Below are 16,647 nucleotides of genomic sequence, written 5' to 3'. Positions count from 1 at the left end.
AGCTCCGCAGCAGAACGCCGGCACGTCTTTCCGCACCGCACACAACCAAGTAAACTTAGCGCCTGTTCAGTAGACCGGAGCAACACTTTATGCGAATTTTACAGGCCCTTCGCAGCCTGATTCTGACTTTTTTCCGCAAGATTCTGTTTCTGTGGGTCAGGACCGATGTCAGTGGTAACAGCCGCGAAGCTCTCGGGCTCGATCCCGACAAGCCTGTCTGCTATGTGCTGCAGTACAGCTCCATGTCCAGCCGACTGGTCCTCGAACAGGAAGTATTACGGGCCGATCTGCCCGGCGCCGAAGCGTCACTACCCGTCAAGAACGGGCCGGTGCATTCGTTTTTCTTCCTCTATCGACGCATTGGCGGGCTGTTCCGGAAGCGGCAAACCCCGGTGCCCACATCGGAATTCAAGGCGCTGGTTCGCTATGGTCTCGAGCACCCTGACAAGGACGTGCAGATTGTGCCGGTATCGCTGTTCTGGGGCCGCTCTCCGGATAAGGAGAAATCCCTGGTCAAGCTGTTGCTCTCCGATACCTGGTCTGTTGCCGGCCGGTTGCAGAAACTGCTGATCATCATGCTTCACGGCCGCAGTACCTACGTCCAGTTCAATCAGCCGCTATCCCTGAAACAGGTCATCGATGAATACCGTCACAGTGAAGAGCGCGCCAACCGCAAGCTGGCTCGCATCCTTCGCACCCATTTCCGCCGCGTTCGCCAGGCCGTACTCGGTCCCGACCTGTCCCACCGCCGTACCCTGGTGGAAGGACTGGTGCGCACCCAGGCGGTAAAGGAAGCCATCCGGGAGACCGCCCGCCAGGACGACATCCCGCCGGAAAAGGTGCGGGCGAAAGCCTACAAGTACGCTGACGAAATTGCCGCCAGCATGTCCATCGTCACCATCCGTTTCCTGGAAGTGGTGCTGTCCTGGCTGTGGAACCGCATTTACAACGGTATTGCGGTGAACAACATCCGCGTTGCCAAGGAAGTCGCCCAGGACAATGCCGTGGTGTATGTGCCCTGCCACCGCTCCCACATTGACTACCTGCTGCTGTCCTACGTGCTTTTCAAGAACGGCCTGATGCCACCGCACATTGCCGCCGGCATCAACCTGAACATGCCCATTGTCGGCCCCATACTGCGTCGCGGCGGCGCCTTTTTCATGCGCCGCAGCTTCAAGGACAATCCGCTCTACGCCACGGTGTTCAACGAATACATGCACGTCATGTTCACCCGCGGTTATTCAGTGGAATATTTCGTGGAAGGTGGCCGCAGCCGCACCGGCCGTATGCTCCAGCCCAGGCCCGGAATGCTGGCGATGACCGTCCGCAGTTTCCTGCGTAACCACCGCAAACCCATTGTGTTTGTTCCGGTGTACGTGGGCTATGAGAAGGTTATGGAGGGTCGCTCCTACCTCGGTGAGCTTCGCGGCAAGAAAAAACAGAAGGAAAGTGTATTTGGTCTGGCCAAGACCGTGCGCAAGCTCAGCAACTCCTTTGGCCGGGTCGCGGTCAATTTTGGCGAGGCCATTCCCCTGGAAGACGTACTGAACGAGGTTCATCCGAGCTGGCGCGATGAGGCTTACGACGCCGAGTATCGTCCCTCCTGGCTGCCAGAAGCGGTGGACAGCCTTGCCACCCGCGTGGCGGCCAATATCAACGCGTCGGTGGCCGTGAACCCCATCGGTATGACCGCAACCGTGCTGCTGGGCACTGACCGGCTGGCTATGGACGAAGGTCAGCTTATCCGTCTGATGGACCAGTACGCCAACCTGCTGAAGGCTTTCCCCTATGCCAGCACCGTCACCATGCCCGAGGGCAGTGGCAAGGACTGGGTAGCCTACTGCGAAAATATGGGACTGGTGACCCGCCAGCCTCAAAAGCTGGGGGACATCATTGCTCTGGAAGGTAGCAATGCCACGCTGATGACCTATTACCGCAACAACATCCAGCACCTGTTCGCGTTGCCGTCGCTGATTGCCAGCCTGTTCGAGAACAAGGATTCGCTGCAGCGGGACAAAATCGTGTTCCTGGCCAGTGTCGCCTACCCCTACCTTCAGTCCGAGCTGTTCCTGAAATACCAGCCGGACGAAGTGGAAGGCGTGATCAATCAGTGGATCGACCTGATGATCGAACAGGGGCTTATATTCGAAAGGGACGAGCGCATCTGCCGGCCGGAAGAAGGCACCGATGCCATGCTGCGGCTACGGGTTCTGTCACGCTTTATCATCCAGACTCTGGAACGCTACCACATTGCCATTGGCATCCTGCGAAAATACGGTTCCGGCCGCATCAGCGCTGCCGAGCTTGAAGAACAAAGCACCCTGCTCGCGGAGCGTATGTCGATCCTGTTTGGATTGAACGCCCCGGAGTTCTTCGACAAGAGCCTGTTCCGCAACTTCATTGCCAATATGCAGAAAAACGGCGTCATCACCACCGATGACAACGGTCTGCTCAGTTATACCGAAGGATTAAACGAAGTGGCGGAAGACGCCCGCCTGGTTCTGAGTGTTGAGAAACGCCAGGCCATCCAGCAGGTCACCATGCTCGGTGCCTGAGCCCGGGCTATCAGGCGTTACCGCTGGGTAGCGCCTTGAGCGGGTATATATCGTAGCGGCTGCTCTTGCCTTCAATGCGGGTAGCCGGTTCGGGACCATCAATGGCCGGCGCCTTGCGAGGACGCTTGACCACCACCCGGTAGGTGGCGGCTTTCAGTGCTGCGGCCAGCAGCTCCGCAGCATCGTCGTCGTCCCCCACCACCGTGCGGAACACCTGCATTTCCTTTTTCACCAGTGCGGACTTGTCGCGATGGGGAAACATGGGGTCCAGGTACACAATATCCGCTACGTCTTCGTCCGCAGTTTCTCCCGCTCCTTCCCCCAAACTTTCAAGCCACGCCCTGCTGCTGCCAGCCCGCAGCGTCATCCTGGCAATGATGGGGGCACAGTCGGTATTCAGGGCCGCCCTGGCCAACCCGTCCGCCAGCAGGGCGTGAATGACCGGGTTGCGTTCAAAAAGGGTGACCCGGCACCCCAACCCGGCCAGCACAAACGCGTCCTGCCCCAGGCCTGCCGTGGCATCCACCACATGCAGTGTGGCGTGGGTCTTTTGCAGCCCAATGGCCTTGGCAACCAGTTGCCCGGTACCGCCACCATGTTCACGACGGTAGCCGGCCTTACCTGTTACAAATTCCGCCCGCACCGGTCCGGGCGCCCCTTTCCCGGTCACTTGCAGGCTCAGGCCCAGCTCATCAAACATTAACAGTACGGGAAAATCGTTCACCAGTTTGGGTTTAACGGCCCCCAGAAAAGGAATGGCCAACTGCGCGGCCAGTTCATGGGCCTGAGACGCATCACCCAGCGGACTGCAGGCAACGGCAAGGGAAAGTTCTGAAGCGGGAGATTCCGGAGACATCAAACCAGGATATCAATACCGGCCAGGCCATTCTCGCCGTTATCACCGCGGGCCGCGATATCGGTGAACGTGGACAGGGCACGGGAGGTGGATAACGGCAACTCATCGGCGCGAAAGCGTTCCAGGCGGGCGTCTTCCGCAGCCCGACGCGCCTCCACACGACGATCCAGGGATTCGGTATTAATCGGGCGGGGGGCAGTCTCAGGACGTCCCTCCGCCAGATCACGGCGTACTCCCTCGGCACTTCTGTCAGGTGAGGACGCAGGCGTTCGCGCTACATCACTACGCTCCCGGACTGGATTGCTGTTACCAGACTGGAACGGGTAGTTGTTGTTGGGATTAACGCCGCCGATCATGGACTGAAACCGGAAAAATGGGTGGAATTCGAGTATGAAAGATCGTCACGCAATTTGAAAGCCCGACGAACAGTTTTTAACCAACCTACCACAGCATGACAACAAGCAGCAGCCCCAACAGCAAGCGGTAGATCACAAATGGCATCATGCCCAGACGCTCGAGGAACTTCAGGAACAGATGAATGCACACGACAGCGCTGACGAAGGACACCAGGGTTCCCAACAGGATAGCGGTCCAGTCGGTGGCACCGCCCTGCTCGATCAGTTCCAGGGTCTTGAGCAGTCCTGCGGCCAGAATCAGGGGAATGGACAGCAGGAACGAGAATTTTGCAGCCGCTTCCCGTTTCAACCCGAGAAACAGCGCCGCTGTGATGGTAATGCCCGAGCGCGAGGTACCGGGAATCAGGGCCAGAGCCTGCGCCAGTCCGACGATTACGGCGTCCTTCATGGTCAGTGCCGGCAACTCCCTGGCCCGCCGCCCCACGGCATCAGACCACCACAACACCAGACCAAAACCGATGGTGGAGGCGGCTATCACCAGCCCCGACCTCAGCTCCGTTTCAATAAAATCATTCAGCAACAGACCTGCAAGGCCCGCCGGTATGGTACCGACAATCACCGCCCAGGCCAGCCCACTGTCCTGGCCTATCCGCCCACGGGTCGTGTCGCCCACCCAGGCCACGGTCAGCCGATACACTTCGCGGCGAAAATACCACATCACCGCTGCCAGCGTGCCTACGTGAACGGCCACATCAAAGGCAAGCCCCTGGTCCGGCCAGCCCAGCAGTTGCGAGGGTAAAATCAGGTGAGCGGAGCTGCTGATCGGAAGAAACTCCGTCAACCCCTGCATAACCGCCAGGGCAATGATGTGCCACAGTTCCATGGGCAAAGATTCCGGTAACGGGTAAGAGTGGATCAGCGGCCTGGTAGTTTCTTCCAGGTCACTTCGTCACGAACGTACACTGGTTGCGCCTCCGCAGCGGACACACCACCGCCGGCAGCCAGTTCATGACTGGCGAGGCGGGCCACATGGCTGGCACGCGGTACCAGCGTGTCATCCAGCCGCGACATGGTCGCCACCAGGGCTTGTGGCATCTGATCCTGCAATTGCCAGCCCTGACCAGCCCCATACCAGCTGCCAGTGATCACCGAGGGCAGGCTGACGGATGCCGGGGCACAGACCTGTTCGGGCACAAGCAGCCGGGGCAAGCCCTCACTGGCCTGAAAACATCCCCAGTAGACTTCCCCCATACGTGCATCAAAGGCAATGGCAAGACCGTCGCCTTCGGCAACATTGAGGGTTTCCATTGCACTGAGGGCCACCGCAGCCAGGGAGGAAACAGGGACAACCGGTACTTCCAGCCCCCATGCCAGGCCCTGGACCACGCCTGTGGCGATACGCAGCCCGGTAAAAGATCCCGGGCCCCGCGCAAAGGCCAGTGCATCAAGCTCCGCCGGCGCCAGCCCCTGTTCGGCAAGCAACTCGCGGATCATCGGCATCAGCAGTCGGGTATGACCACGGGGGGCCAGAGCAAAGCGCTCGGTCAGGCTGCCATTGATCAGCAGCGCAGCCGAGCAGCCTTCCGATGAGGTATCCAGTGCCAGTAACTTCACGGATGCTGCCGTTGCCTCAAGATTAGGTAGTTTACTTCAGTTGCTGGAGAATCTGATCGCGGATCGCGTCCAGGCTGCCGACACCTTCCACTCGCACGTATTTCGGTGCGGCGCTGGCGTCTTTTTCAGCCCAGTCGTGATAATAGTCAACGAGCGGAGCGGTCTGCTCGTGGTAGATGGACAGGCGCTTGCGCACGGTTTCTTCCTTGTCGTCCTCGCGCTGAACCAGGGGCTCCCCGGTTTCGTCGTCCTTGCCTTCCTGCTTGGGCGGATCGTACTTGACGTGGTATATGCGACCGCTGCCCTCGTGGACGCGACGACCGGACAGGCGGCTGACGATTTCCTCGTCATCCACGGCGATTTCGACCACGTAGTCGATAGCGATGCCCTGGTCTTTCAGCGCCTCGGCCTGTGGGATGGTGCGGGGGAAGCCATCCAGCAGGAAGCCATTCTTGCAATCCGGCTGCTGGATACGCTCTTCGATCAGCGCAATGATGATATCGTCAGACACCAGGCCACCGGTCGCCATCACTTCCTTGACCTGCTTGCCCAGCTCGGACTCGGCCTTGACCGCCGCACGCAGCATGTCGCCGGTAGAGATCTGGGGGATGTCGAAGCGCTCGGTAATAAACTGGGCCTGGGTCCCCTTACCTGCGCCCGGTGCGCCTAACATAATAATTCGCATAACGCTGTGCTCCCATAATATTTAGTCATTATCGTTTGAAAAGCTATGGCAAAAACGTCTGCCTTTGCGAAAGCCTCTCGACCAGGAACAGGTGCAAGCCGGAGCCGGCGAAGGCGCATTATACGAAGTCAGCCGCCTTAGAGAAAGTCGACCTCCGTATCATGCACCAAAACGGGACATGACTGCCCAGAATGCCAGACAGGATCAGGATGACAGGGAGACGGCCAATGCGTCCAGTTCAGCGGCCACGTCATCGATACTGGTACCAATGGCCGAGATTGCGTTGTCGTCCAGGCCCAGTAACCTGGCCAGCGCGGGCACGTCATCCGGATTGAACTCGTCACCAATACCGCGCTCTTTCAGCAACCCGTTGGCGAGCTGCACCATCAATACATAGTGTTCATGCTCACCGTGGTATCCGGATTGCTGATGCATACCGGCCGCCTTGACGACCGGATCGGGCAATTGCCACAAGCGATGCAGGATCCCGCCGATGGCGCCATGGCCGACGGCCAGCACTTCCTGGCCATGCCCCGCCCCGAACACCTGCTGCTCCAGGGAGTGCATGCTTGCTTCGGGGTTCGCTTCCCGCAAGGTGTTCAGGTCCTCAAACTCGCTGGGGAACAGGTGTCCCACCAGCAAGAGCCCGAAATTGTGCAGAAGGCCGCACAGATACGCCAGGCCTTTGTCCTCGTTACAGTAGGACGCGATACGCTGGCACAGGAAAGCACAGTACAGGGAGTGCCGCCAGAAACTGTCCATCCCCAGCATTCCGTGACGGGGCACATCGAATGCCCGAACCGAGGCAATACCCAGGGCAATATGGGCCACCCTGTCGAACCCGAGCACGCGGGTGACCGCCTCCTGGACGGAGTTGATCTGCCCGGGATAATTGAATAGCGCTGAGCGCGCATAACGCATGATTTGCGCCGTCAGGCTGGGATCGAATTCGATCAGCTCCGCCAATTCCCTCGCGGTGGCTTCGGTATTGGCGGTTAACTTGAGGATTTTCAGCGCAAGGGCCGGCATGGGAGGCAGGCGATAAAGCTTCTGCAGCTTGTTCGCGACCTCTTCCAGGGTCAAGACGTCCCGCTCGCCATCACCCTGCCCCCTTATAACCAGGTGCCCGCCACGCGCCCCCGCCAGCGCAAGGCGTAACGCACCACCATCGAGCTCAATCAGGGTATGATCATTCCCGCTGGTCATCAGGGCGCGGGAACAGCCCAGCACATCCTCGTCGACCAGCACCGGAATGTCATAGGCCCCGCCCATCGGCGGCTGGAAACCGGGATCACAATCAGCGAACAGCCGATTACCCTGACGGGCCGTCAGCGGCTGCAGCCGCCGCCCCGTCAATTGCTGCACGGCGTCCATGTCGAGGGCGCTATCGAAACGGTGAACAGCCATGACCACACCTTTGATGTCGATCAGCAGCGTGGCGCGGATGAAATCATCCTGCGGCTGCCCCGATGCAATCACGGCGGCATCCAGGTTGATCACCTGATCAATCGGCCACTCCGTGAAAGAAATCCCCTTACGGGCAAAAAAACGTGCCAGTCGCGCAGCTACAGCCACGGCCTTACTCCTGTTATCCATACTGGCCGACACTCCAGCCAGCCATACATCGTCGGGCCTGATCAGCCGGTATTACGCATACCGGCGGCAATACCCGCCATGGTTACCTTCAGGGCCCGTCCGACCACCTCCGGCACTTCGCCCTTACCCTCGCTTTGCCGGTCACGCTTGAGCAATTCCGCCTGCAGGTAGTGCAAAGGATCAGTATACGGGTTCCTTACGCGCATGGAATGGGCAAACACCGGTTCCCCTTCCAGCAGGGTCTGCTGATCCTTTAACTCCAGCAGCCTGTCAATGCACCCGTTCAGGCGCTCCCGCAGACTGCCCCCCAGTTTCTTCAGGTCTTCATCCTCAACCAGGGTCTGCTCATAGTAACTGGCAATCCGCAAATCGGCTTTTGCCAACACCATTTCCAACATATCCACGTAGGTGCGGAAGAACGGCCAGCCGCTCATCATCTCCCGCAGCACTGGCAGGCGGTCATTGCGGGCCGCTTCTTCCAGCGCCACATCACTGCCGAGCCAGCTTGGCAGCATCAGCCGCATCTGGGTCCAGGCAAAAATCCACGGGATGGCCCGCAGACTCTCGACGCCTCCGCTCGGTTTCCGGCGGGCCGGGCGGCTACCCAGGGCCAGCTTGCCCAACGCCTGTTCGGGGGTGACCTGGCGGAAGTAGGGTACAAAATCAGGGTCTTCCCTCACCACATCCCGATAGGCCTTGAGAGACCTCTCCGTCAGCCAGTCCATGGTTTCACGCCAATGCGGTTCCGGTTCGGGTGGCGGCGCCAGTGTCGCTTCGACCACCGCGGTGGTGTACAGCGTCAGGCTCTGCTCCGCCAGACGCGGCAGACCGAACTTGAAGCGGATCATCTCGCCCTGCTCGGTGATACGGAAGCTGCCATTCACCGACCCGGGCGGCTGGGACAGAATGGCCCGGTTAGCCGGACCACCGCCCCGCCCCACCGTGCCACCACGACCATGGAACAGGGTCAGGTGGACGCCATAGCGGGCAGCAACGGCCGTCAGCTTTTCCTGGGCCTGGTACTGCGCCCAGGCCGCCATCAGCTGGCCGGCGTCCTTGGAGGAGTCGGAATAGCCGATCATCACTTCCTGGCGCCCGCCGCAATAGTTTCGGTACCACTCCACGTCGTACAGCGCCGCCATGCTGTCGGGCGCACCGGTCAGGTCATCCAGAGTCTCAAACAGGGGAACGACCCGCATGGGAAAGGTCATGCCGGATTCCCGCAGCAACAGGATGACGCTGAGCACGTCAGAAGGTTTGCTGGCCATGGAAATCACATAGGAGCCCAGGGCTTCCGGGGTTTGAAGGGCAATCACTTCGCAGGTAGCGAGCACTTCGCGCACCTCTTCCGAGGCTTCCCAATGCCTTGGCACCAGGGGGCGACGCCCCTGCAGTTCTTTCAGCAAAAACTGCTGTCGCTGCTCCTCGGTCCACGACAGGTAATCGCCAAGCCCGAGGTAATCCACCATTTCCGCCACCGCCTGGGCATGCCGGGAGGCCTCCTGGCGGATATCCAGACGGATCAGCGTCAGGCCGAAGGTATGGGCACGCCGGATGGTGTCCAGAAGGGGGCCATTCGCAATGTTCTCCAGACCACAATCCACCAGCGAGCGATAACATATTTCCAGGGGCTCGATGAAATCCCTGTTCTCGAACAGGATGTCCCTGGCATCTCCGGCCCCGCCATTGACACCGGCCTCAGCCCAGTCACGGGTCTTGATCAGCCGGTCCCGCAATCCGGCCAGGATGTAACGGTAGGGTTCCCGGCTGTCTCCCGCCAGCGCTTTCAGTTCGTCATTGGCCTGCCACATGGACAACTCGGCACGCAGCGCCTGGATATCCCGCAGATAGAGGTCCGCGGCCATCCAGCGCCCCAGCAGAAACACCTCGCGGGTCACCTGATGGGTCACGTTAGGGTTGCCGTCCCGGTCTCCGCCCATCCAGGAGGCAATTCGAATAGGCGCCGCATCGAGCGGCAGCCCCTGTCCGGTCACTTCGGTCAGCGACAGGTCGAGGCTTCTCAGAAACCGGGGCAGGGCCTGCCAGAGACTGTTCTCGATCACCGCAAATCCCCACTTGGCCTCATCTACCGCCGTGGGGCGCTCGTGGCGAATCTCGTCGGTATGCCAGGCTTCGGAAATCAACTGGGCCAGCCGGTTCACGATCTCATCCCGCTCTGCCGGCAGCAGATCCTGGTGATCCAGGCGAGCCAGGCAATCGGACATTTCATCGTACTTCATGATCAGGGTGCGACGGGCAACCTCGGTCGGGTGCGCCGTCATCACGAACTCGATACTCAGGCCCGCCACCTGACGATGTAATTCATCGGCACTGATGCCGGACGCCGTCAGGCGCTCAAACACCTCTTCCAGGGACTCCACCATCAGGTCCGACTGGTGACCACGCTTGCGGCGTATGCCATGATACTGCTCCGCCAGGTTGGCGAGGTTCAGGAACTGGTTGAAGGCGCGGGTGACCGGAAGCAGCTCCTCATCTTCCAGCTTCCCCAGCAGACTGATCAGGCGCTGCCCAGAACCGCTTTCCTGGCGACGATCAGCCTTGGCTGCGGCGCGGATTTCCTCAATCAGGTCAAAGCAGTCCTGCCCCGGGTAACGCTGGATGCTCTGGCCCAGCAGTTCACCCAGCATGCGAACGTTTTCTCGAAGGTCGGGATGTAACTCAGTCACATTGACGTCCTTTTAAATTGACGGAAGCGAAGTAAACTAACGATACTAATAACGATTAAAGCCCGTAGTCGCAAGGAGAATTCATGAAAGTTACCGATCTGCCCAAGCATTGGGAAAGCAAGAAGAAAAACGTCGAAAGGACCCACGACTACAACCTGCGGCTGCCGCTGGAAGATGCCGCACGGATCGCCGCGCTGGCAGAACTTTATCCGGACCGGTCGGAGAGCGACATACTCAATGACATGATCGGAGCCGCGCTGGACGACCTGGTCAGGCAAAGTCCACTCAAGGATAAACTCGAAGGAAAAGAAAAGTAGCGCAGAAGGCATGGGTTCGGGGTGGCGGGACCACCCCGACGGGAGAAGCCAAAGGTCAGTGAAGCTGCCGGGTCAGGCAACAGACTCCAGTTGACGGGCTTTCAGGCGCTGGATGTGCTTCTGGCTCAGGCTGACAAAGCGCGGTGTCATACCCTGATCCTCGTAGATCTCGAAGCCGTCCTCATCGTATGCCACCACCTTCGTTCCCTCAACGTACGGGAAGCTGGTTTCCAACTCATCAAGAGCGGCGGAAATCAGATCACGCATCAGGTCCTGGGATGACTTCATCGGATAAAGCGCGGCGAGCTTTTCCAGTCGCTTGTGATGCTGGTCAGACAGCTCCATAAAATAGGCATCGCGGGTCAGACGTCCCCGTGCATGCTTATCCCAGTAATTGACCAGATCTTTGATTTTCATGGTGCCTTCACTCCTGCATCTTCTCTGCGGCCTACGGCGCACTGATAAAGTGCATCCGTTTCAGGAAGTGTAGACGAAGGAAACGCATGCAGGGACAACAAATTGGTAACGGATTGTACTTACCAACTCCTTGCAGGTGCCGGGTTTTCAGCCGTTCTCCACACCTTTGACCTGTTGCCAGATGGCGTCCAGGGCCTCCAGGGTTTCATCGTCCAGGTTGCGGCCTTCGCCTTCCAGGCGCTGCTCAATGGCACGAAAACGCGCATCAAACTTGTGATTGGTTCGATTCAGCGCCTGCTCAGGATTCACCTTCATGAACCGTGCCAGGTTAACGCAGACGAACAGCAGATCCCCGAGCTCATCCTCAACCGCATCACGGGCGCCAGTACCGTTCTCGGCTCCGTGCCAGGCCTCCTTGAGCTCATCGATTTCCTCGTGGAGCTTGTCGAACACCGGTTCAATATCCGGCCAGTCGAAGCCGTGGTTGGCGGCCCGCTTCTGTAGTTTTTCCGCACGAGCCATGGCCGGCAGGGTCCGGGCGATACCGTCCAGTCGACTGCTGTCGCTCGTTTCCGGCTTGGGGTTGAGTGCGCGTTCTTCAGCCTTGATTCGCTCCCAGCTCGCCTTAATCTCGGCCTCGCCAGGCCGATTATCGGGGTCAACCCGGCTCTCGAGGGTGCCTTCGGGGAAAACATGGGGATGGCGACGCACCAGCTTGCGCACCAGATTGTCCACCACCGAGTCAAAATCGAAATGCCCCTGTTCCCGCCCCATCCGGGTGTAGAAAATCACCTGGAACAGCAGGTCCCCCAACTCGTCTTCAAGGTGGGGGTAATCGGCCCGCTCTATGGCGTCCGCCACTTCGTAGGCTTCTTCCAGGGTGTGAGGCACGATGCTTTTAAAGGTCTGCTTGATGTCCCAGGGGCAACCGGTCTCGGGATCCCGTAACCGGGCCATCAGGGTTTTCAGGTCCTCAATGGAGTAACTCATCCTCGCTTGCGCCTCACGTCAATGATGTTGGGCAGGTTACGTATCTGGGCCAGCAGCTTCGCCAGTTGCTCAAGACTGGAAATCTCCACCGTCACGTTCATTATTGCGGTGTTCTCGTCCTTGTTGCTGAGCGTATTCAGGGACAGCACATCGCTTTTGGAGGACGACAGCACCTGAGTGATATCCCGCAGTAGCCCCGAACGATCGTAGGCCTGGATCTCAACGTCCACGGGGTAGACCGCCGCTGGCTGGCCGCCCCAGCTCACCTCAATGATCCGGTTGGGCTCCAGATCCTTCAGGTTCAGGAAGGTGATGCAATCCTGCCGATGCACGGTCACTCCGCGACCAACCGTGATGTAGCCACCGATATCATCCCCCGGCAACGGCTTGCAGCACTTGGCCACCTGGGTCTTGAGTTTACCGACCCCGAGGATGCGGATATCCGATTCCGTGTCATAAGGCTGGCGGCGCTGACCGCTGAGCTTAAGGTCCAGCTGCTCCGACTTGGGCTCCAGCATCTGCTGGGCGACGTTGGCCACATGGGTGGGGCGCAGGTCGCCGGCGCCCAGTGCAGCGAACATATCCTCGGCATCGTGGTAGTTGACCTTGCGGGCCAGATCCCCGAGGTCGACATCGTAAAGGGAGAGACGACGGAACTCGTCCTCGAGAATGGCTCGTCCATCCACGACATTCCGATCGCGATCCTGCTCCTTGAACCAGTGAGTCACTTTCGCCCGGGCGCGGGATGTCTGGATGTAGCCCAGGCTGGGGTTCAGCCAGTCCCGACTGGGCGCCGGATTATTCGAGGTGAGAATGAACACCTGATCCCCGGTTTTCAGGGGATAGGTCAGGGGCACAATCCGGCTGTTGACCCGGGCGCCACGGCAGGCGTGACCAATCTCGGTGTGTACCCGGTAGGCAAAGTCCACCGGGGTAGCCCCCTGGGGCAGATCCACCACATGCCCCTCGGGCGTGAAGACATACACCCGGTCGGAAGCCACGTCGCTTTTCAGGTGATCGGCGAGCCCGGACAGGTCACCCAGCTCTTCCTGCCATTCCAGAACCTGGCGCAACCAGTTGATCTTGGCATCGTAACCGGTAGAGCGATTCCCTGTGTCCGTGCCCTTGTAAAGCCAGTGGGCACAGACGCCCAGCTCCGCTTCCTCGTGCATCTTGTGGGTGCGGATCTGCACTTCCATCACCTTGCCCTCGGGGCCAATCACGGCGGTATGCAGGGACTGGTAGCCATTTTCCTTGGGGTTGGCGATGTAGTCGTCAAATTCGTTGGGGATGTGACGCCACAGCGTGTGCACGATGCCCAGCGCGGCGTAACAGTCCCGCACTTCGGGCACCAGTATCCGCACGGCCCTGACGTCATAGACCTGGGAAAAATCGATGCCCTTGCGCCGCATCTTCCGCCAGATGCTGTAGATGTGTTTGGCGCGGCCCGACAGCTCCCCTTCGATACCAAAATTCTTGAGCTCGGTTTTCAGGGTATCGATCACCCGGCGGATATAACTCTCCCGGTCGAGACGCTTCTCGTCCAGCAGCTTGGCAATTTTCTTGTAGGCCGAGCCATGGAGATAACGGAACGACAGGTCTTCCAGTTCCCACTTGATGTGCCCGATGCCCAGGCGATGGGCCAGGGGCGCATAGATGTCGAACACCTCACGGGCCACCCGCATACGTTTTTCTTCGGACGCGTTCTTGACCGCCCGGATCGCACAGGTTCGTTCCGCCAGCTTGATCAACGCGACACGAACATCGTCAATCATGGTCACCAGCATCTTGCGGACATTGTCGAGCTGGCCTTCACTCTGGCCCAGCACATTGCCCTTCAACGGGTGATGAATCGAGGAGATGGCAGCCATATGCTGAACGCCATTAATCAGCCCGGCAACCTCATCGCCAAACTCCTTACGGATCTCCTCCAGGGGCACCCGCTCCTCACGCACCGCACGGTAAAGTATCGCGGCGACCAGGCTGGCCTGGTCAAGGTGCAGCTCCACCAGCACCTGCGCCATTTCGATGCCGGTGCGGAAACTGCTGGCGCCTTCGGCCCACAGGCGATCTTCGCGGAAAGCCTGCAGATCGATCTCGGCCGCTTTTTCGCAGGCACGGCGAAACTGGTCCACATTCTCCAGGCGGGTCTGGGATTCGATCCGGCGCACCCAGCGCCCGATATCTACCTGTCCATCACCGGTGACTGCGTAATCTTCGCGTACTTTTACCATATCGGTTTTGTTGTTCCCGTTTATTCACCCGGCCATCCCTGACCGGCTGGTTAATCTGTCATTGATCGTCACGCTCAAACATCGCAATGGATTCCACATGAGTGGTATGTGGAAACATATCCATCACCCCCGCCCGCACCAGGCGATAACCATTGCGCACCATAACGCCTGCATCTCTTGCCAGCGTAGCCGGATTACAGGAAACATACACAATACGTCTGGCGCCAAACGCTGTCAGGTATTCACACACTTCCTGGGCGCCCGACCGGGGCGGATCAATCAGGATCTTGTCGAACCCTTCAGCCGCCCACGGCTGGGATGTGAAATCCGCCTGCAAATCGGCACCGTGGAAAGTGACATTGGTCAGGCCGTTGAGTTCCGCATTTTCCCGACCACGGACCACCATGGCGTCATCACCCTCGACGCCGACAACCTGCCCGGCCTTGCGCGCCAACGGTAACGTAAAGTTGCCAAGGCCACAGAACAGATCCAGAACCCGCTCTTCCGGCTGAATATCCAGCCACTCCACGGCCCGGTGAACCATGGTGCCATTGATGCCCGCGTTGACCTGGGTGAAATCCATGGGGTGGAATTTCATGGTCAGGTCAAACTCGTCGAGATGAAAACTCAGGCGCTCCTCGCCACCTTCGGGCCAGATGCGATGCACGGTATCAGGCCCTTTCGGCTGCAGGTAAATATGCAAATCATGGGCCTTGCCAAAGGCAATCAGGGTGGCCCGGTCCGGGTCACTGAGGTCGTCCATGTTTCGGAACACCATTACCGCGACATCATCGCCACAGGCCACTTCGACCTGGGGAATGCGGCTGAAGGCATCCAGCTTGTAGAGCATCTCCCGCAGCGGAGTAATACGCTCGCCAATTCGCGGATCCAGGACCGCGCAGCGGTCAATGTCCGTCAGGAAGCTGTTGCGCTTTTCCCGGAACCCCACCAGCACCGAATCCCGGGCCTGGACATGGCGAACACCGAGACGGGCCTTGCGGCGGTAGCCCAGGGTGTCCGGCGACCGCATCGGCGGTACCCATTCTTCGGGCTCAATGCCCCCGAAATGGGCGAAGTGCTCCCTGAGGGTGTCTTCCTTGAACTGAATCTGGGCATCGGCCCCCATGTGCTGAAGGCTGCAGCCGCCGCACAGATCTGCATAGTCACAGGGAGGCGCCACCCGCGCAGGAGAATCTTCCAGCACTTCCAGGGTTCTCAACTCATCAAACTTGCTGCGGGAACCCACCACCTTCGCCATCACCGTCTCGCCAGGCAAGGCGCCATCAACGAACTGGGTTTTTCCGTCCTGACGGGCAATGCCCCGGCCATCGTGACTCAGGGTTTCAACTACACAACGGACAGGTTCTTTCGGAAGTACCTTCCTGCGTCTTCTGCTCATACTGAATTCTCTTGCTGCGGTTCAGGCGCCGGGAAAGACGCCGGTAGACAGGTAGCGGTCGCCACGGTCACAGATAATGGCCACGATCACGGAGTTTTCAACCTGTCGGGACAACTGCAGGGCCGCGGCAATAGAGCCCCCGGAAGACACACCGCAGAAAATACCTTCCTCGCGGGCGAGGGCTCTCATGGTGTCTTCCGCTTCCTGCTGGCCAATATCCAGCACCTGATCAACCCGACTGGCCTCGTAGATTTTGGGCAGGTAGGCTTCCGGCCAGCGCCGGATACCGGGAATGGATGCGCCTTCCCTGGGCTGCAAACCGATGATACGGATGTCCGGATTGCGTTCTTTCAGGTATCGGGACACTCCCATAATGGTGCCGGTGGTGCCCATGGAGCTGACAAAGTGTGTCACCCGACCTCCGGTCTGCTCCCAGATCTCGGGGCCTGTGGTGCGATAGTGAGCCAGGGGGTTGTCGGGGTTACTGAACTGGTCGAGGACCTTACCCTTGCCATCGGCCTCCATTTGCAGGGCCAGGTCACGGGCGGTTTCCATCCCCTCTTCTTTCGAAACGGTGACGATTTCCGCGCCATAGGCCCGCATGGACGCCCGACGCTCCTCGCTCATGTTCTCCGGCATGATCAACACCATGCGGTAACCCTTGATGGCTGCGGCCATGGCCAGGGCAATACCGGTGTTGCCACTGGTGGCTTCAATCAGCGTGTCGCCGGGGCTGATTTCGCCCCTGCGCTCGGCTTCCTGAATCATGCTCACCGCCGGGCGGTCTTTCACCGAGCCGGCCGGGTTGTTGCCTTCCAGCTTGGCGAGAACGACATTACTGGTATCACCCGGCAGGCGCTGCAAACGGACCAGCGGTGTGTGCCCGACATAATTTTCTATGGTGGGGAAATTCATAACGGAACCTTTCCTCAAATCTGCCT

14 protein-coding genes are annotated in these 16,647 nt (G+C 59.5%); 2 read left to right on the top strand and 12 right to left on the bottom strand.

What is annotated here, in order from left to right; genetic code table 11:
- The first annotated feature begins 89 nt into the window (after positions 1–89).
- Positions 90–2,555: a glycerol-3-phosphate 1-O-acyltransferase PlsB gene (gene plsB, locus ACJO5Y_RS09215; protein WP_406986482.1), complete on the top strand. Its 2,466-nt coding sequence runs from the start codon at positions 90–92 to the stop codon at positions 2,553–2,555.
- 10 nt (positions 2,556–2,565) lie between these two features.
- Here plsB and ACJO5Y_RS09210 read toward each other — a convergent pair whose 3' ends face one another.
- The 7 genes from ACJO5Y_RS09210 to ppc form a co-directional block, all read right to left on the bottom strand.
- Positions 2,566–3,411, bottom strand: a complete 846-nt coding sequence (locus tag ACJO5Y_RS09210; protein ID WP_406986480.1) for a class I SAM-dependent methyltransferase — start codon at positions 3,409–3,411, stop codon at positions 2,566–2,568.
- Positions 3,411–3,767: a UDP pyrophosphate phosphatase gene (locus tag ACJO5Y_RS09205; RefSeq protein WP_406986478.1), complete on the bottom strand. Its 357-nt coding sequence runs from the start codon at positions 3,765–3,767 to the stop codon at positions 3,411–3,413. Before ACJO5Y_RS09205 ends, ACJO5Y_RS09210 begins: the two co-directional genes overlap by 1 nt.
- A gap of 85 nt (positions 3,768–3,852) precedes the next feature.
- On the bottom strand, positions 3,853–4,650 hold the full coding sequence (locus ACJO5Y_RS09200) for an undecaprenyl-diphosphate phosphatase (RefSeq protein WP_406986477.1): 798 nt from the start codon (positions 4,648–4,650) through the stop codon (positions 3,853–3,855).
- A 32-nt stretch (positions 4,651–4,682) separates the two neighbouring features.
- On the bottom strand, positions 4,683–5,381 hold the full coding sequence (gene tsaB / locus ACJO5Y_RS09195; protein ID WP_406986475.1) for a tRNA (adenosine(37)-N6)-threonylcarbamoyltransferase complex dimerization subunit type 1 TsaB: 699 nt from the start codon (positions 5,379–5,381) through the stop codon (positions 4,683–4,685).
- Between the two features lie 31 nt (positions 5,382–5,412).
- Positions 5,413–6,066 carry an adenylate kinase gene (adk, locus tag ACJO5Y_RS09190; protein ID WP_406986472.1) on the bottom strand — a complete coding sequence of 218 codons (654 nt, stop codon included), beginning with the start codon at positions 6,064–6,066 and terminating at the stop codon, positions 5,413–5,415.
- 204 nt (positions 6,067–6,270) lie between these two features.
- On the bottom strand, positions 6,271–7,641 hold the full coding sequence (locus ACJO5Y_RS09185; protein ID WP_406986469.1) for an HDOD domain-containing protein: 1,371 nt from the start codon (positions 7,639–7,641) through the stop codon (positions 6,271–6,273).
- 62 nt (positions 7,642–7,703) lie between these two features.
- Positions 7,704–10,349: a phosphoenolpyruvate carboxylase gene (gene ppc / locus ACJO5Y_RS09180; RefSeq protein WP_406986467.1), complete on the bottom strand. Its 2,646-nt coding sequence runs from the start codon at positions 10,347–10,349 to the stop codon at positions 7,704–7,706.
- Between the two features lie 83 nt (positions 10,350–10,432).
- Here ppc and ACJO5Y_RS09175 point away from each other — a divergent pair, with 83 nt between their 5' ends.
- Complete coding sequence (locus ACJO5Y_RS09175) at positions 10,433–10,666, top strand: hypothetical protein (RefSeq protein ID WP_406986465.1); 234 nt, start codon at positions 10,433–10,435, stop codon at positions 10,664–10,666.
- A gap of 72 nt (positions 10,667–10,738) precedes the next feature.
- Here ACJO5Y_RS09175 and ACJO5Y_RS09170 read toward each other — a convergent pair whose 3' ends face one another.
- The 5 genes from ACJO5Y_RS09170 to cysM all read right to left on the bottom strand — a co-directional run bounded on the left by ACJO5Y_RS09170 (position 10,739) and on the right by cysM (position 16,621).
- Positions 10,739–11,083, bottom strand: coding sequence for a pilin assembly protein (locus ACJO5Y_RS09170; protein ID WP_406986462.1), 345 nt, complete (start codon positions 11,081–11,083; stop codon positions 10,739–10,741).
- A gap of 147 nt (positions 11,084–11,230) precedes the next feature.
- A complete protein-coding gene (mazG, locus tag ACJO5Y_RS09165) occupies positions 11,231–12,073 on the bottom strand; it encodes a nucleoside triphosphate pyrophosphohydrolase (RefSeq protein ID WP_406986459.1) in 843 nt (280 codons plus the stop codon).
- Positions 12,070–14,307 (bottom strand): GTP diphosphokinase, encoded by a 2,238-nt coding sequence (relA, locus tag ACJO5Y_RS09160; protein ID WP_406986456.1) that lies wholly within the window; start codon positions 14,305–14,307, stop codon positions 12,070–12,072. The genes mazG and relA overlap by 4 nt, the downstream gene beginning before the upstream one ends.
- A gap of 58 nt (positions 14,308–14,365) precedes the next feature.
- Positions 14,366–15,706 carry a 23S rRNA (uracil(1939)-C(5))-methyltransferase RlmD gene (gene rlmD / locus ACJO5Y_RS09155; RefSeq protein ID WP_406986453.1) on the bottom strand — a complete coding sequence of 447 codons (1,341 nt, stop codon included), beginning with the start codon at positions 15,704–15,706 and terminating at the stop codon, positions 14,366–14,368.
- A 21-nt stretch (positions 15,707–15,727) separates the two neighbouring features.
- Positions 15,728–16,621 carry a cysteine synthase CysM gene (cysM, locus tag ACJO5Y_RS09150; RefSeq protein WP_406986451.1) on the bottom strand — a complete coding sequence of 298 codons (894 nt, stop codon included), beginning with the start codon at positions 16,619–16,621 and terminating at the stop codon, positions 15,728–15,730.
- Positions 16,622–16,647 lie beyond the last annotated feature (26 nt).

The organism is Marinobacter alkalisoli (assembly GCF_045449855.1).
Taxonomy (GTDB): domain Bacteria; phylum Pseudomonadota; class Gammaproteobacteria; order Pseudomonadales; family Oleiphilaceae; genus Marinobacter.
Note: the sequence above shows the minus strand (reverse complement) of the source record. Positions and strands in the feature narration are given on the sequence as shown.

Coding starts and splice junctions, on each gene's coding strand:
- plsB (WP_406986482.1), top strand. CDS start 90: ATGCGAATTTTACAGGCCCTTCGCAGCCTGATTCTGACTTTTTTCCGC.
- ACJO5Y_RS09210 (WP_406986480.1), bottom strand. CDS start 3,411: ATGTCTCCGGAATCTCCCGCTTCAGAACTTTCCCTTGCCGTTGCCTGC.
- ACJO5Y_RS09205 (WP_406986478.1), bottom strand. CDS start 3,767: ATGATCGGCGGCGTTAATCCCAACAACAACTACCCGTTCCAGTCTGGT.
- ACJO5Y_RS09200 (WP_406986477.1), bottom strand. CDS start 4,650: ATGGAACTGTGGCACATCATTGCCCTGGCGGTTATGCAGGGGTTGACG.
- adk (WP_406986472.1), bottom strand. CDS start 6,066: ATGCGAATTATTATGTTAGGCGCACCGGGCGCAGGTAAGGGGACCCAG.
- ACJO5Y_RS09175 (WP_406986465.1), top strand. CDS start 10,433: ATGAAAGTTACCGATCTGCCCAAGCATTGGGAAAGCAAGAAGAAAAAC.
- ACJO5Y_RS09170 (WP_406986462.1), bottom strand. CDS start 11,083: ATGAAAATCAAAGATCTGGTCAATTACTGGGATAAGCATGCACGGGGA.
- mazG (WP_406986459.1), bottom strand. CDS start 12,073: ATGAGTTACTCCATTGAGGACCTGAAAACCCTGATGGCCCGGTTACGG.
- relA (WP_406986456.1), bottom strand. CDS start 14,307: ATGGTAAAAGTACGCGAAGATTACGCAGTCACCGGTGATGGACAGGTA.
- rlmD (WP_406986453.1), bottom strand. CDS start 15,706: ATGAGCAGAAGACGCAGGAAGGTACTTCCGAAAGAACCTGTCCGTTGT.
- cysM (WP_406986451.1), bottom strand. CDS start 16,621: ATGAATTTCCCCACCATAGAAAATTATGTCGGGCACACACCGCTGGTC.